General features: G+C 66.4%; 14 protein-coding genes and 1 pseudogene. 8 read left to right on the top strand and 7 right to left on the bottom strand.

The annotated features are described in order from the left end of the window. Positions 1-257: 257 nt before the first annotated feature. Positions 258-737, top strand: a complete 480-nt coding sequence (locus HALZIN_RS0103715) for a MarR family winged helix-turn-helix transcriptional regulator (protein WP_035575134.1) — start codon at positions 258-260, stop codon at positions 735-737. A 53-nt stretch (positions 738-790) separates the two neighbouring features. On the opposite strand, the gene HALZIN_RS0103710 is transcribed toward HALZIN_RS0103715, so the two are convergent. Then, positions 791-1,090, bottom strand: coding sequence for a hypothetical protein (locus HALZIN_RS0103710; RefSeq protein WP_031382902.1), 300 nt, complete (start codon positions 1,088-1,090; stop codon positions 791-793). On the opposite strand from HALZIN_RS0103710, the gene HALZIN_RS18660 reads away from it, so the two are divergent. After that, the gene (locus HALZIN_RS18660) at positions 1,007-1,261 is read left to right on the top strand and encodes a DUF7282 domain-containing protein (protein ID WP_422723631.1); all 255 of its coding nucleotides are present in this window, start codon (positions 1,007-1,009) and stop codon (positions 1,259-1,261) included. The two genes, HALZIN_RS0103710 and HALZIN_RS18660, sit on opposite strands and share 84 nt — an antisense overlap. Here HALZIN_RS18660 and HALZIN_RS0103705 read toward each other — a convergent pair. Together HALZIN_RS0103705 and HALZIN_RS17340 are read right to left on the bottom strand one after the other, a co-directional pair. Further along, positions 1,224-3,764, bottom strand: a complete 2,541-nt coding sequence (locus HALZIN_RS0103705; RefSeq protein ID WP_031382901.1) for a heavy metal translocating P-type ATPase — start codon at positions 3,762-3,764, stop codon at positions 1,224-1,226. The genes HALZIN_RS18660 and HALZIN_RS0103705 overlap by 38 nt on opposite strands. A gap of 27 nt (positions 3,765-3,791) precedes the next feature. Continuing rightward, a pseudogene (locus HALZIN_RS17340) lies at positions 3,792-3,937 on the bottom strand (transposase); the annotation flags it as partial. Positions 3,938-4,215: 278 nt separating this feature from the next. Between HALZIN_RS17340 and dusA the strand changes: the two are divergent. Next, the gene (gene dusA, locus HALZIN_RS0103700; RefSeq protein WP_268871168.1) at positions 4,216-5,277 is read left to right on the top strand and encodes a tRNA dihydrouridine(20/20a) synthase DusA; all 1,062 of its coding nucleotides are present in this window, start codon (positions 4,216-4,218) and stop codon (positions 5,275-5,277) included. Here dusA and HALZIN_RS0103695 read toward each other — a convergent pair. Further along, positions 5,250-6,278, bottom strand: coding sequence for a succinylglutamate desuccinylase/aspartoacylase family protein (locus HALZIN_RS0103695; RefSeq protein WP_031382899.1), 1,029 nt, complete (start codon positions 6,276-6,278; stop codon positions 5,250-5,252). The two genes, dusA and HALZIN_RS0103695, sit on opposite strands and share 28 nt — an antisense overlap. Before the next feature lie 177 nt (positions 6,279-6,455). Here HALZIN_RS0103695 and HALZIN_RS18145 point away from each other — a divergent pair, with 177 nt between their 5' ends. The 5 genes from HALZIN_RS18145 to HALZIN_RS0103670 all read left to right on the top strand — a co-directional run bounded on the left by HALZIN_RS18145 (position 6,456) and on the right by HALZIN_RS0103670 (position 11,211). Next, positions 6,456-6,620, top strand: a complete 165-nt coding sequence (locus tag HALZIN_RS18145) for a hypothetical protein (protein WP_201448172.1) — start codon at positions 6,456-6,458, stop codon at positions 6,618-6,620. After that, positions 6,617-7,702, top strand: coding sequence for a glycosyltransferase family 4 protein (locus tag HALZIN_RS0103685; RefSeq protein ID WP_236254955.1), 1,086 nt, complete (start codon positions 6,617-6,619; stop codon positions 7,700-7,702). The genes HALZIN_RS18145 and HALZIN_RS0103685 overlap by 4 nt, the downstream gene beginning before the upstream one ends. Positions 7,703-7,850: 148 nt before the next feature. Further along, positions 7,851-9,404: a cation:proton antiporter family protein gene (locus HALZIN_RS0103680; protein ID WP_031382897.1), complete on the top strand. Its 1,554-nt coding sequence runs from the start codon at positions 7,851-7,853 to the stop codon at positions 9,402-9,404. Positions 9,405-9,511: 107 nt separating this feature from the next. Then, on the top strand, positions 9,512-10,510 hold the full coding sequence (locus tag HALZIN_RS0103675) for an amidoligase family protein (protein ID WP_031382896.1): 999 nt from the start codon (positions 9,512-9,514) through the stop codon (positions 10,508-10,510). Further along, positions 10,507-11,211 carry a gamma-glutamyl-gamma-aminobutyrate hydrolase family protein gene (locus tag HALZIN_RS0103670; RefSeq protein WP_031382895.1) on the top strand — a complete coding sequence of 235 codons (705 nt, stop codon included), beginning with the start codon at positions 10,507-10,509 and terminating at the stop codon, positions 11,209-11,211. Before HALZIN_RS0103675 ends, HALZIN_RS0103670 begins: the two co-directional genes overlap by 4 nt. A gap of 123 nt (positions 11,212-11,334) precedes the next feature. Here HALZIN_RS0103670 and HALZIN_RS0103665 read toward each other — a convergent pair whose 3' ends face one another. The 3 genes from HALZIN_RS0103665 to nfi form a co-directional block, all read right to left on the bottom strand. Next, the gene (locus tag HALZIN_RS0103665) at positions 11,335-11,766 is read right to left on the bottom strand and encodes an OsmC family protein (protein ID WP_031382894.1); all 432 of its coding nucleotides are present in this window, start codon (positions 11,764-11,766) and stop codon (positions 11,335-11,337) included. Between the two features lie 213 nt (positions 11,767-11,979). Beyond that, positions 11,980-12,534 (bottom strand): DUF1415 domain-containing protein, encoded by a 555-nt coding sequence (locus HALZIN_RS0103660; RefSeq protein WP_031382893.1) that lies wholly within the window; start codon positions 12,532-12,534, stop codon positions 11,980-11,982. A gap of 263 nt (positions 12,535-12,797) precedes the next feature. Further along, positions 12,798-13,565 carry a deoxyribonuclease V gene (gene nfi / locus HALZIN_RS0103655; protein WP_051907358.1) on the bottom strand — a complete coding sequence of 256 codons (768 nt, stop codon included), beginning with the start codon at positions 13,563-13,565 and terminating at the stop codon, positions 12,798-12,800. Positions 13,566-13,580 lie beyond the last annotated feature (15 nt).

Here is a 13,580-nt window from a genome sequence, read left to right as displayed (position 1 = left end):
GCTAAATGAAGCGCTTGCGGCAAACCTCCGGGTGCCTCGGCCCGACTCCCGGCCAGTGTCGTCCGCGCCAGCGCACTTGCAACCGGGTCGATGATTCGCCACAAAGTTTCACTTGAAACCTTATGCCGAGGCTCAGCGGCTCCACAAGCGCCTGGACGACACCACGCTTGCCGCAGCAGTAGAATTGCGTAACGTTTTCGCTACAAGCCTTTCGCGACAGCGCCAGAGTCGTGCCGTCCCGCCGCCAGGAGATCGCCTTGCCCCTCCCCGACCAGCCATCCCCTATGCTCGATCTCAAGGCATTCCTGCCTTATCGACTGTCCAACCTGGCCGAGCGCATCAGCCAGGCGCTATCGACGATCTATGCCCAGCAATACGACTTGACCATCGCCCAGTGGCGGGTACTCGCCTGGCTTCAACAGGCTCAGCCGCTGACCGCCAAGCGCATCTGCCAGTTGACCGACATGGACAAGGCCCGCGTCTCGCGTGCCGTTGCCCAGCTGGTGGAACGTCGGCTGATCCAGCGACAGCGCGATGCTGTCGACCAGCGCACATTATGGCTGACCCTGACCGTCGAGGGCAGCGACCTGCTGGCCTCGGCAATCCCCCGGGCGCTGGCCTGGGAAAGCGAACTGATCGCGAACCTGAGCCCGGCAGAATACCGTGAACTCTTCAGACTTCTGGCCAAGGTCGAGGCTGGCCTGACACAGGACTCGCCAATCGACGGCGATATCTAGGAGTCTGTCGGGCTTGGCCGATCGTCACGAGAAGCACGGGTTCCGAGTCAAATTTATCGATCGATTGAGGCGAATAGCGCGCTATTTAACGAAATGGATCGATGGAATTGGCCGAAAGGCCGGGATTCGCAGTAGGTCAGTGTCAAGTCCGACGGGCTCCTAGGGCCGACCGTGGACAGCGTCACCGCCAGCGGCCCCGGTTTCATGGTAATCCACGCCAGCAACGAGCAGGGCGCGCCCGTCGTGCCGAGTCCATCGGTCATGAGCAGGTGGAGGAAGGCCAGCAGCAGGACGTCACGATCACCCTGGACAAGGAAGTGCAGTCCGGCGACAAAGTCTTCGTCATGCTTCACGAGGACACGGCGCCATCTCCGTCATCGACTGGATACGGCGCCGTGCGACGGCAGGTCGGGTCATTTCCTGCGGGCCTGAGGGGAGGCCGTCAGACCAGTACCCGCAGTCAGCCCGGGCAGACCCCGTTTCGTCTTACTCTTCCTTGTACCCCAGCAACCTCAGGGCGTTGAACACGACCACCAACGTGGAGCCCTCGTGGAAGACCACGGCCGGGCCGATACCGAGCAGCCCGAACGCGGTAGCCGGTATGAGGAAGATTACAATCCCGAGGCTCAAGAACAGGTTCTGCTTGATGATCCGGCTCGTCCTCCGGCTGAGACCGACGGCGAACGGGAGTTGCCGAAGGTCGTCGGACATGAGAGCCACATCGGCGGTCTCCAGGGCCACGTCCGAGCCGGCGGCGCCCATCGCGATGCCGACGGTGGAGTTGGCCATCGCCGGGGCATCGTTGACGCCATCGCCGACCATCGCCAGCTTGCTCTCCTCTTCACGCAGGTTTTTTATGGCGTCCACCTTGTCCTCGGGGAGCAGGTCTCCGCGCGCTTCGTCCAGCCCGATCTCGGCCGCCACGGCATCGGCGACGCGCTGGTTGTCGCCGCTGATCATGATCATGCGCCTGAGTCCGATCTCGCGCAGCTTCTTTATGACCTCCGCCGCTGATCCGCGCGGCGTATCCATCAGGCCCAGCACGCCGAGGTACTTATCGCCCCGACGCACGATCATGGTCGTCCGTCCTTGTTCTTCGAGCTTCTCGACCCTCTCCCGGAGTTCCTCCGGCAGCCCCGGCCCGTCGACCTCTCCGAACAGGTCGTCCTTGCCGACGTACACGGGCTCGTCGTCGAGCCAGGCCCGCACGCCCCGGCCGGTGATGCTCTCCATGCCGCGCGCCTCGGGTACGCTGTAACCGTCGAGCCTCTCCGCGCCGTCCCGGACCACGGCGGCGGCGAGCGGGTGGTCGCTGAGCCTCTCTACCGCCATCGCCGCGCCGAGCAGCTCCTTCACGTCCGCTCCATCAGCGGGCTCCACGTCCGTCAGGCGCGGCTTGCCCTCGGTCAGGGTGCCGGTCTTGTCGAACGCAATGGCCGTGAGCGTGCCCAGGTTCTCCAGCGGCCCGCCGCCCTTGACGAGCACGCCGCTACGGCCGGCGCGTGCGACCGCGGAGAGTACGGCGCTCGGGGTGGAGATCGCCAGGGCGCACGGGCTCGCCGCCACCAGTACGGCCATCGCCCGGTAGAAAGCATCGCCGAATGCCTCGCCCGTCACCAGCGGCGAGAGGAGCAACAGTACGACGAGGACCAGCACCGACGGGACGAAATACCGCTCGAACTTGTCGGTGAAACGCTGAGTCGGTGACTTCTGGGTCTCGGCCTCGCTGACGAGCTGCACCACGCGGGCAAGCGTGTTGTCTTCAGCCCGCTTGAGCACCTGTACCTCCAGGGCGCCGCTGCCGTTGATGGTGCCGGCGAAGACCCGGCCCGAGGCATCGAGCTTATCCGGAGACTGCATCGCCTTCTCGGGGTCTTCCACGGGCTGCTTGTCCACCGGGACGCTCTCGCCCGTCACGGCGGATTGATCCACACTGCTCACGCCCTGGATCACGAACCCATCGGCAGGGATCTTCTCGTTGGGTTTGACGATGACCACGTCCCCGACCTCGAGTTGCTCGACGGGGATTTCTTGCTGGCCGTCTGCTCGCCGCACGATGGCCGTCTTGGGCGCGAGCTCCCCCAGGGCTTCGATGGCCTTGCGCGCCCGGCCCATCGCGTAATGTTCCAGCGAGTGCCCCAGGCTGAAGAGGAAGAGCAACAGCGCGCCCTCGGCCCACTCGCCCAGGATCGCGGCGCCCGCGGCAGCGACAAGCATGAGGAAGTCGATCTCGAACTGCCCGGCCCTCACGCTCTCGAAGGCCTCCTTGAGCGTATAGAATCCGCCGAAGAAGTAAGCGGCGAAGTAGAAGCCCAGAGGCACCCACTGCGTCACGTCGGTCAATACTGAGATGAGGAAGCCGGTGATAAGAGTGGCCCCTGAGAGAATCGCGAAGATCAACTCCGTGTTCTCGCCGAAGATGCCACCGTGGGAATGGCCGTGCTTCCCATGGTCATGGCCCGCTTCATGATCATGGCCCGCTTCGTGATCATGGCCCGCTTCGTGATCGTGTTCCCCTGGCTCGCCGGCCTCGCCCGGCTCGCGCGTGTGCTCTTCGCCTCCGGCCCTTTCGCGAGGCTTCTCCCGGACCCAGACGTCCATTCCTTCCAGCGCGGCCAGTATCTCGGCTTCATCCGTTCGTTCGCGGTCGAACTCCACGCGCACCGGCCCCGAGGCCGTCGCCTCAGCCTCCACCACGCCGTCCAGTCGCTTCAAGCGTTCGGTGACGGTGCGTGCCCGGCGCTGGTGGTTTATGCCCTCGACCTTCCAGAGCACGTGCCCGAAACGGTCTGTCAGGTGCGCCCCCGCACGCTCGGAGATCTGGCGGATACGTGCCAGCGAGAGCACCTCCGGGTCATAGTGGATACATAGCTTCGCCGGCTCCTCATCGGATGGCGCGACCACGTGCGCCCGTTCGAACCCCTCGCGGGCCTCCAGGTCGGCGATAAGCCGCTCGACGCAATCGTCCCGCTCGTCCGGCACCTCGGGCAACAGGACGGGCAGATCCAGCTGGTAACTATCGCTCACTATAATCCTCCTCCGCGTCTCCTACTGATGAATCGCGCTCTTATCCTTGCGTACCCGATTACCCGCGAGACCGCGTGCTTCGGCGGGGTCGAGATCATCATGTGCACGTGATCCGGTATCAGGTGACCCTCTTCGATCCGGCGCTCCCTCTGCTCCGCTAGATCCCTCGGCACACCGCGAGATCTCGGCGAATCTGTGTCGATATACGTAAACTAACATGAGTATAGGAAGCTTTCATGCTGAACGTCCTGCTCTGGGCTGGATGGTCCTTCTTTCGTACAATGCCCTGCCAGCGGGTGCCGCGCTTCTGAAAAGTCGCCATGGCGTACCACCAAACGCCGGTTTCGGCGCCTCTCTCTGAAAATGCTACAGCGAGGGTACACCAAGCTCGGTTTCGGGCGGTATCGAATGGGTATTAGCGTGATAGGACGAACAGCGGAAGGAGGGTTAATTGGCTGAGTTAAAGAGAAACGACTCTCTGGAAGTGGCTCGACGGTTCAGTGTGGCGCCGATGATGGACTGGACGACCCGCGACTACCGCGCCTTCGCCCGAATGCTGACGCGCCACGCGCTGCTGTATACCGAAATGGTCACGACTGGGGCGATCCTGCACGGCACGCCGCGCGAGCGCTTCCTGGGGTACGACGCGCTGGAGCATCCGCTGGCCCTGCAGCTCGGCGGCAGCGACGCCGGCGAGCTGGCCGCCTGCGCGGCGATCGCCGAGGAATGGGGCTATGACGAGGTCAACCTGAACGTCGGCTGCCCCAGCGACCGGGTCCAGAACAACCTGATCGGCGCCTGCCTGATGGCGCATCCGCAGACCGTCGCCGCCGCGGTGCGCGCGATGCGCGATGCGGTGTCGATCCCGGTCACCGTCAAGTGCCGCATCGGCATCGATGACCAGGACGAGGACGCCGACCTGACACGTTTCATCCGGCAGGTCGCCGACGCCGGCTGCGAGACGTTCATCGTGCATGCCCGCAAGGCCTGGCTGCAGGGTCTGTCGCCCAGGGAAAACCGCGACGTGCCACCGCTCAACTATCCGCGCGTGCAGCGGCTGAAGGCGCAGCATCCCGAACTGCACATCGGCGTCAACGGCGGCATCAGGACGCTGGCCGAGTGCCGCGCGCAGCTGGAATCCGTCGACAGCGTGATGGTGGGTCGCGAGGCATACCGGAACCCGTGGCTGCTGGCGAGCATCGACGAGGCGCTCTATGGCCGCCCCGGCCCGGCAACGTCGCGTCACGGAGCCGCACGAGCGCTGCGCCCCTACATCGCCGGGCGGCTCGCGGAAGGCGCCAGGCTCAACCATATCACCCGGCATCTGTTGGGACTGTTCCAGGGCTGCCCGGGGGGACGCCGCTTTCGCCGTCATCTGTCCGAGAACGCGCACCGCGACGGTGCCGGGCTTGGCGTCTTCGACGACGCCCTGGGATTGGTGCCCGAGCCGCACGAAACCGCCGCCCCCTCCCCGGCCCGAGCCGGTCATAGCGTGTCCGGCGTGCCCTCGTAATCCGACTGGAACGACTCGACGGCGTTCTCGGCCTCCTCGATCGCCTCGAAGCGGGCGACGTGGAACAGCGCCTCGCCCTCGTTGGCCAGCGGCAGGTTGCTCATGCCGATGACGATGCCATCGGCGTTGGCCAGCACCTCGCCTTCGGAGTTGCCGAACGGATCGGCGACGAGCCCCAGCACCTGGCCCTTGGCGACCCGCGCCCCGAGGCGCACCCGCGGACGCAAAATGCCGTCGATCGGCGCCCGCGCCCAGCTCGAGCCGTTGGCGACCTCGGCCGCTGGCGGCTCGCGACGTTGTCGGCTGGCGGCCAGCATGCCCAGGTGGCGCATCACCCGCAGCACCCCGCGCACCCCCGGGGCGATCGCCCACTCGTCGAAGCGCAGCGCCTCGCCGGCCTCGTAGGTCAGCACCGGCACGCCGTGATGCTGGGCGTAGGCGCGCAAGCTGCCCTCGCGCAGTTCGGCATTGAGGATCACCGGTGCGCCGAACGCCCTGGCCATTGCCGCCGTCTCGCTGCCCACGCTCAGTTGCGAACGGACCTGCGGCAGGTTGGTGCGATGAATGGCGCCGGTGTGCAGATCGATGATATGGCTCGCCAGGTCGACGATCTGCTCGCGGAACAGCGCAGCCACCCGCGAGCCCAACGATCCGGCGTCGCTGCCCGGGAAGCAACGATTGAGATCGCGCCGGTCAGGCAGGTAACGGGTGTGCTGGACGAAGCCGAAGACGTTGACGATGGGCACCGCGATCAGCGTCCCGCGCAGCCGGCGGATCGCCGACGAACGCAACAGCCGGCGGACGATCTCGGCGCCGTTGATCTCGTCGCCGTGGATCGCCCCGCACACCAGCAGCACCGGCCCGGCCTGGCGACCGTGCACCACTTCCACCGGAATATGCAGCGGTGCATGGGTATAGAGTTTGGCCACCGGGACGTCGAGCTGTGCGCGGGAGCCTGGCGCGACGCGCACACCGGCGAGTTCGAAGGGAGCTCGTGCCATAGTCCATCGCTCATGTAGCAGAAATCTGGCCCTCTTATACGCGGACTACACCGGCTTGACGACCCTTGGCGGCACCTGGCCGCGACCCACGGCGTGCCGTGCCAGCGTTTACGCTACTGAACGAGCGGCTAGCGTGCGCTAGCATTACGCGTACCACCTGCATAAGGAACCACGTGCATGTTCAGCCTCACCGTTGGCGATCACATGACGATCATCCACAGCTTCCAGGGCGAGGTGTTCGGCCCCGCCCAACGCCAGCACGGCGCCGAGGGCCTGACTCCGTTGAATGTGACGCTGCACCAATCGCACATCGCCTGGGCCAGCTACGAGGGGGGCTTGTGAGCGCGGACAGCCAAGACCAAGACGCATACACCCTGAGCCTGCTGGTCGCTGGCGATCCCGGTCAGTTGGCCGGCGGCTACGTCTACGATGCGCGTATCGTCGAGGCGCTACGCGAACAGGGCTGGCAGGTCACGGTCATCGGCCTCGAGGGGCGCTTCCCCGAGCCCGACGGCCAGGCCGCCCACGCGCTGGAAGAAACGCTGGCCGACCAGCCCGACGGTGCGCGCGTGGTGATCGACGGCCTGGCGATGGGCGGTCTGCCCGAGGTCGTCGCCCGGCATGCCGAGCGGCTCGATCTGACCGCATTGGTCCACCATCCGCTGGCCGACGAGACCGGCCTCGACCCCGCCCAGCGCACCCGCTTCACGATCAGCGAGACCCGCGCACTGGGCGCGGTGGGCCGGGTGATCGTCACCAGTGCATTCACCGCCCGCCGGCTGGCCGACTTCGATGTCCCCGCCGAGCGCATCACGGTGATCGAGCCCGGCGTCGCCCGCGCGCCGCTCTCGCCACGCGCAACGGCCGACCATCCCGCCCCCGCGCGCCTGCTGTGCGTCGCCGCCATCACGCCACGCAAGGGCCACGAGGTACTCGTCGAGGCACTCGCCCTGCTCGCCGACCGCGACTGGCAGGCGACCTGCATCGGCGGGCTCGACCGCGATATGGCCCACGTGCGCCACGTTCGTGGGCGCATCGCCGTCCACGGCCTCGAGACCCGCCTCGAGCTGGTCGGCGAACGCGCCCACGACCAGCTGGCCGAGGCCTACCGGAACGCCGACCTGTTCGTGCTGCCCTCGCACTACGAAGGCTATGGCATGGTCATCAGCGAGGCGTTGGCTCATGGCCTGCCGGTGATCACCACCACCGGCGGCGCGCTGGCCCATACCTTGCCCCGGGACGCCGGGCTCGCCGTGCCGCCGGGCGATAGCCAGGCGCTGGCCGAGGCGCTGGCGCGCTGGCTCGACGAACCCGAGCTACGCCAGCAGCTGCGCCAAGGCGCCCAGCGAGCCCGTGACGGGCTCGCCGACTGGAGTGGCGCCGGACGCGCCTTCGCCAAAGCGCTCGACCGTGCGCCCCACTGACTGTCGCTCATGACGCTCCCTCTGGGTCGAAATTGAATCGAGGTTGGCAAATTGTCATCGTCACTGTGTCACGATAGGCCCAGCGCATCGCCCGCTCGGCGGCGCGGATTCACCGCCATCTTGCCATCCGTTGTTGCCGGAGCCTGCCATGCTGGAAGTCATTTGTCTGTCGTTCGCGCTCGTGCTGGGGCTGGTGGCGCGTCGCTGCGGCCTGCCGGCGCTGATCGGCTTCCTGGCGGCGGGCTTTCTGATCAACCCGCTGGCCGACCAATTGTCGCTGCCCGCCTCGACGCCGGCGGTGCTCGATCACGTCGCGCATCTCGGCGTGCTGTTGCTGCTGTTCACGGTCGGCTTGAAGCTCAAGCTCAAGAGCCTCGCCCAGCCGGAAGTGATCGGCGGCGGACTGGTGCATTTCGCCGTCACCGTGGGCGTTTTCGCACCGGGCCTGCACTGGCTGGCTGGCATCGCCTGGGGGCCGTCGCTGCTGCTGGCTGTCGCGCTGGCGTTTTCGAGCACCGTGCTGTCGGCCAAGAGCCTCGAGTCGCGCCGCGAATTACGCGCCTTTCACGGTCGCGTGGCGATCGGCATCCTGATCATCCAGGATCTGATAGCGCTGTTCGTGCTGGCGTTCTCGACCGGCCAGGTGCCCTCGCCCTGGGCGCTCGCGCTGTTCGGCCTGCCGTTGTTGCGACCGCTCTTTTATTGGCTGATCGATGTCAGCGGCCACGACGAGCTGCTGTTGCTGATGGGGCTGGTACTGGCGGTAGTGGTCGGCGGGGCGGGCTTTTCCGCGCTGGGGCTGTCCAGCGAGGTCGGCGCGCTGGTGCTGGGCGCGCTGGTTGCAGGCCATCCGCGCGCCCAGGAACTGGGCAAGTCGCTGTGGGGGCTCAAGGAGCTGTTCCTGGTCGGCTTCTTTCTCAAGATCGGCATGTCGGGGCTGCCCGACTGGCAGGCGCTGGGCTTCGCGGTGGCGTTCACTGCGCTGCTGCCGCTCAAGGCGGCACTGTTCTTCTTCCTGCTGATCCTGTTCCGGCTGCGCGCGCGCAATGCCTTTCAGGCTGCGGTCAGCCTGACCAGCTACAGCGAGTTCGGGTTGATCGTCGCCGCGGCGCTGGTGCCGGATGCGCTGGTCGGCCTGGCGCTCGCCGTGGCGCTGTCGTTCTTGTTCGCGGCACCGCTGCAGCGCAATGCCCACGCGCTGTTCGCCCGATTCGAGCCGTGGCTGCTGCGCTTCGAGACGCGCACCTGGCATCCCGACGAGCAGCCCGCCTCGCTGGGCAATGCGCGGGTACTGATCCTGGGCATGGGCCGCACCGGCACCGCCGCCTACGATCGCCTGTGCGAGGACCATACGCGCCTGATCGGCATCGACGCCGACCCCAGCCGGGTCGAGCGCCACAGCCGCGCCGGGCGTCATGTGGTCTACGCTGATGGCGAGGATATCGGCTTCTGGCACAGCCTCTCGCTCGATACCATCGAGGTGGCGGTGCTCACCCTGCCCGATGCCGAGTCGAAGATCTTCGCCACCCGACAGTTACGCCAGCATGGCTTTTCCGGTGCGATCGTCGCGCACAGTCTCTACGAGGACGAGGCCGAGGCGATTCGCCGCGCCGGCGCCAACCAGACCTACCTGACCATGCACGAGGCCGGCCTGGGGCTGGCCGAGCATGTCCGTCAAGGCCTCATCGAGCGGCCCGGCTAGACGACCACGAAGCCATTGGCTGGCCAAGGCTTTTCCCGATCAGGGCTTGCCAGCACTGCGCCAAGCCGTTGCAATGGTGGTTTCGCGCATACACCCAGGAGGTCGCCATGGAGCCCCAAGCGCCACCCGTACCGCGCACGACAGAGGGCCAATTGCGGCGTGTCGGCGTGGAAATCGAATTCGCGGCGCTTGCACCGGCGGCGGCGGCCGAACTGGTGCAGGGCCGTTTCGGTGGCGATATCCACCAGCTCAGCCCGCATCGCTTCAAGGTCGCGGACACCCGCTGGGGCGATTTCACCGTCGAGCTCGACGCCAAGTACGCGCATCCCGACGACAAGCTGCTGGAAAAGACTCAGGCGAGCGGCGACGCCGAATGGCAACGCCTGCGCGCCGACCTGCACAACCGCACCCGGGCGCTGATCGGCGACGCCGTGTCCGGCGTGGTGCCTACCGAGATCGTTTGTCCGCCGATCCCCTGGCTGTCGCTGGGCGAGCTCGATTCGCTGTTCGACGCCCTGCGCCTGCAAGGCGCCCGTGATACTCGCGAGAGCCTGCTCTATGCCTTCGGGCTGCACCTGAATCCGGAGGTGCCGAGCATCACCACCGCAAGTGTGCAGGCTCATCTGCGCGCCTACATGATTCTCGCCGAGTGGCTGCGCGAGGAGATCGACATCGACATCACCCGCGAGGTGCTGCCGCACGCCAATCCGTTCCCTCGCGACTATGCCCTGCAGGTACTCGACCCGGGCTACCAGCCCGATCTGGGGACCCTGATCGAGGATTACGCCGTCGCCAATCCGTCGCGCAATCGCGAACTCGACCTGTTTCCGCTGTTCGCCTTCCTGCAACCCGAGGCGTTGCCCCAGTTGTTCAGCGACGAGCGCATCAAGCCACGCCCGACCTATCACTACCGGCTGCCCAACGCCCAGTTCGCGCAGCCCGACTGGAGCGTGGTCGCGGAGTGGAACCGCTGGGTCGAGGTAGAGCGCCTGGCCGCCGATGAAGCACTGCTCGCCGAACGCGCCGCCGCCTACCTCGCCCATCACCATCGATTACCGATGACGCGCTGGCTGGATCGCCTGCGCGGATGGATGAAGGACGCATGAAGACAAGACCCCTGATCGGCATCACCACCTCGAATGACAAGAGCCGGCTGGCCTGGTATTGCGACTGCCTGGCGGTATGGCGCGCCGGCGGCCGGCCGGTGCGACTGTCCCCGGCGCGCCCCGACGGGTCGCGACTCGATGGCCTGATCGTCGGCGGCGGCGACGATATCGGCGCGCAACTCTACGGCGGCGGAGTGCAGCTCGACGTGCGCGTCGATCCCCAACGCGACACGCTCGAACTGGAACTGCTGAAACGGCTGGTACCGGACGGCTGCCCGGTGCTGGGCATCTGTCGCGGCGCGCAGATCATCAACGTGTTCTTCGGCGGCACGCTGTTCAGCGATATCTACACGACCTACGAACACATCAAGCCGCGTCGCACGGTGCTGCCGCGCAAGACCGTCGACGTGGTCGAGGGCAGCCGGCTGCACGACATCCTGCGCGTCAACTGGTGCCAGGTGAACAGTCTGCATCATCAGGCCATCGACGCCACCGGTCATGGCATCGATGTCGTCGCCCGCGACCGCGACGGGCTGGTCCAGGGCATCGAGAGCCACCATCACGATTTCCTGATCGGCGTGCAGTGGCATCCGGAGTTTCTGATCTTCAACCGCCCGCAACAACGCCTGATCCGCGCGCTGGTCGAACACGCCGCCCACTACGCCGAACGCGGCGAGGCCCCGTCGCGGGCCGGCGCCTGATCCGACGGCCCCGTCGTCAATGATTCGATACGCGACCAAGCCGGCTTCGGGGCCGGCTTGGTCTAGCCTTGCGTCGCCATGAGCCGGGCGATGACGTGCTCGAGCGCTACCCGGCGGCCAGGCTCAGTTCTCGAGCTTGGCGTCCAGGGTGATGTTGGCCTTGAACAGCTTGGATACCGGGCAACCTTCCTTGGCCTTGTTGGCCGCGGTCTCGAAGGTCGACTGGTCGGCACCGGGGATCCTGGCGAGCGTGTCGAGATGGATCGCCGAAATGGTGAAGCCGTTGTCGTCCTGCTCCAGGGTCACGGTGGCCTGGGTGTTGATGCTCTCGGCCTCGAGGTTTTCCTCGCCGAGGATCATCGACAGCGCCATCGAATAGCAACTGGCATGCGCCGCGCCGATCAACTCTTCGGGATTGGTGCCCGGCTGGCCCTCGAAGCGCGTGTTGAAGCCATAAGGTATTTCCTTGAGCGCACCGCTCTCGCTGGAAACGCTGCCCTTGCCTTTTTTCAGGCTCCCCTGCCACTGCGCGGATCCTTTCTTCTGAATGCTCATGTCGTCTCCTTTGATTGGCCGATGGCAGGCATGGCCTGCCTCGCGCAAGCGCTGTTGCCGTGCGACGGCTTGCGCCCATTTCACTGTAGCCGATGGACGGGCGTTGCGGACAACGCACTGCACCCTAACTCACCAGTGCCACTCTACGACATGGCCGCCCGACTGCGTGCTTTCAAGGGCAAGCCCCTGGGAAAGCGATTTCCGATAGTCCGTTCAGGGCTCGTCCGCCGTCCGTTCGGCGTCCAGTCGGGCATTGCCCAGACGCCGCATCAACGCGACGTTGCGTTCGGGGATGGCCTGCGGGTCCGGGTAGCTGTCCAGCACACGGCTCACGCTGGCCTCGCGCAGCAGATGCAGCATCGGCCATGGCGAGCGGTTGGTGGCATTGGCCGGGTCGTCGGGCTCGGCGCCGTCGAAGCGGTAATCGGGATGAAAACTCGCCAGCTGATAGACGCCGCTGTAACCCTCGGCCTCGAGCAGCGCCTCGGCGAGATCCAGCAGATCCAGGTAGTCCTCGAAATCGGCGACGCCGCTGGGCAGAATCAGCAGCGTGGTCTCGATGGCCGGCGACGCGTCGAGCGCGCGGCAGGCCTCGACCAGCGCCAGCAACGCCGTCTCGACAGCATCCGCCGCCAACACCTGGTAGCGGATGCTGTCGCGACGCACCTCGCGGGCGGCAAACGGGCAGATATCGTGGCCGACGACGAAGCGCGCAACCCAATTGCGGGTCGCGGCGATCACGGCGGCTTCGGTTGGATAAGCGGACATGGCGGCAAGCCTTGGTTGGATGGAGTCGGGATACAGCGTACCGAGAGTATACCCAGGCAAGGTGCGAGCGGGTCTCGTCCCGTTATCGCGAATAAATTCGCTCCTACGAAACCCGGTCTGGACGGCCCACTGGGTATGAACCTGGAGGTTTTTGTGGGAGGGAACTTGTTCCCGATTGGCGCCGCCAGGCACCCTGGTATGGTCAAGCAAGTAACGCTATCGAGATTGAATTCGCTCCCACGCGAGACGGCAGAGCACTGGGTTTATAGCCGCGAACCGCCCGGCTCGACGAAGCGGCTGCCGCGCCGCGAGGCGATACGATCCGCCAGCCGCGTCGGTTCCGGCAGCTTGGTACGGCCCAGGCAGGCGATCGTCCAGTCCAGCGCGGTGGCCAGGCTCAGCCGATGGCCCGGCGAGACGATCACCGGCTTGACGTTCTGCCGCGAGCGCAACAGGGCGCCGATGATCACCCGGCCGCTGGCATCGACCGGCGCGTCGCCCGGGTCCTCGTCGCGACGCTTGTCGCTCAGCGCGGTCCATTCACCCCTGGCCGCCGGCACCTCGCCATGCCGACCGCACAGGCGTTTCTTGGCCACCCCGAGGGTCGGCAGATCGAGCCACAGGCCGAGATGCGCGGCGATGCCCAGACGGCGCGGATGGGCGATGCCCTGGCCGTCGACCATCACCAGGTCGGGCCGCCGCGACAGACGCGCGAAGGCGCTCAACGCCGCGGGAATCTCGCGAAACGACAACAGGCCGGGAAGGTAGGGCATGCGGGTCGGTTCGCGATGGACGATCTCGTCGACGGGAGTCAGGTCCGGCCAGTGCAACAGCACCACGGCGGCGCGGGTGGTGGCGCCCTCGTCCTCGAAGCCGATGTCCATCCCGGCGATCCACTCGACGTCGTCAAGGCGATCATGGCGTTCGACCCGCGGGGCGAGTTCGCGCTGCAGGGCGACCGCCTGCTCGGGGGTCAACGACCAATCGTGAAGCGGCTTGCGCGGGAAGGAATAAAGCGAAGTACCGGGCATGGCGGCAAGATCCTT

Source organism: Halomonas zincidurans B6 (assembly GCF_000731955.1).
Lineage (GTDB): Bacteria > Pseudomonadota > Gammaproteobacteria > Pseudomonadales > Halomonadaceae > Modicisalibacter > Modicisalibacter zincidurans.
This window is presented reverse-complemented; position numbering and strand designations above follow the sequence as displayed.

What these genes read in the sequence shown, in the direction of transcription:
- HALZIN_RS18145 (WP_201448172.1), top strand. Translation starts at nt 6,456, where the DNA reads ATGTTCAGCCTCACCGTTGGCGATCACATGACGATCATCCACAGCTTC.
- HALZIN_RS0103675 (WP_031382896.1), top strand. Translation starts at nt 9,512, where the DNA reads ATGGAGCCCCAAGCGCCACCCGTACCGCGCACGACAGAGGGCCAATTG.
- HALZIN_RS0103660 (WP_031382893.1), bottom strand. Translation starts at nt 12,534, where the DNA reads ATGTCCGCTTATCCAACCGAAGCCGCCGTGATCGCCGCGACCCGCAAT.
- HALZIN_RS0103680 (WP_031382897.1), top strand. Translation starts at nt 7,851, where the DNA reads ATGCTGGAAGTCATTTGTCTGTCGTTCGCGCTCGTGCTGGGGCTGGTG.
- HALZIN_RS0103695 (WP_031382899.1), bottom strand. Translation starts at nt 6,278, where the DNA reads ATGGCACGAGCTCCCTTCGAACTCGCCGGTGTGCGCGTCGCGCCAGGC.
- nfi (WP_051907358.1), bottom strand. Translation starts at nt 13,565, where the DNA reads ATGCCCGGTACTTCGCTTTATTCCTTCCCGCGCAAGCCGCTTCACGAT.
- HALZIN_RS0103665 (WP_031382894.1), bottom strand. Translation starts at nt 11,766, where the DNA reads ATGAGCATTCAGAAGAAAGGATCCGCGCAGTGGCAGGGGAGCCTGAAA.
- HALZIN_RS0103670 (WP_031382895.1), top strand. Translation starts at nt 10,507, where the DNA reads ATGAAGACAAGACCCCTGATCGGCATCACCACCTCGAATGACAAGAGC.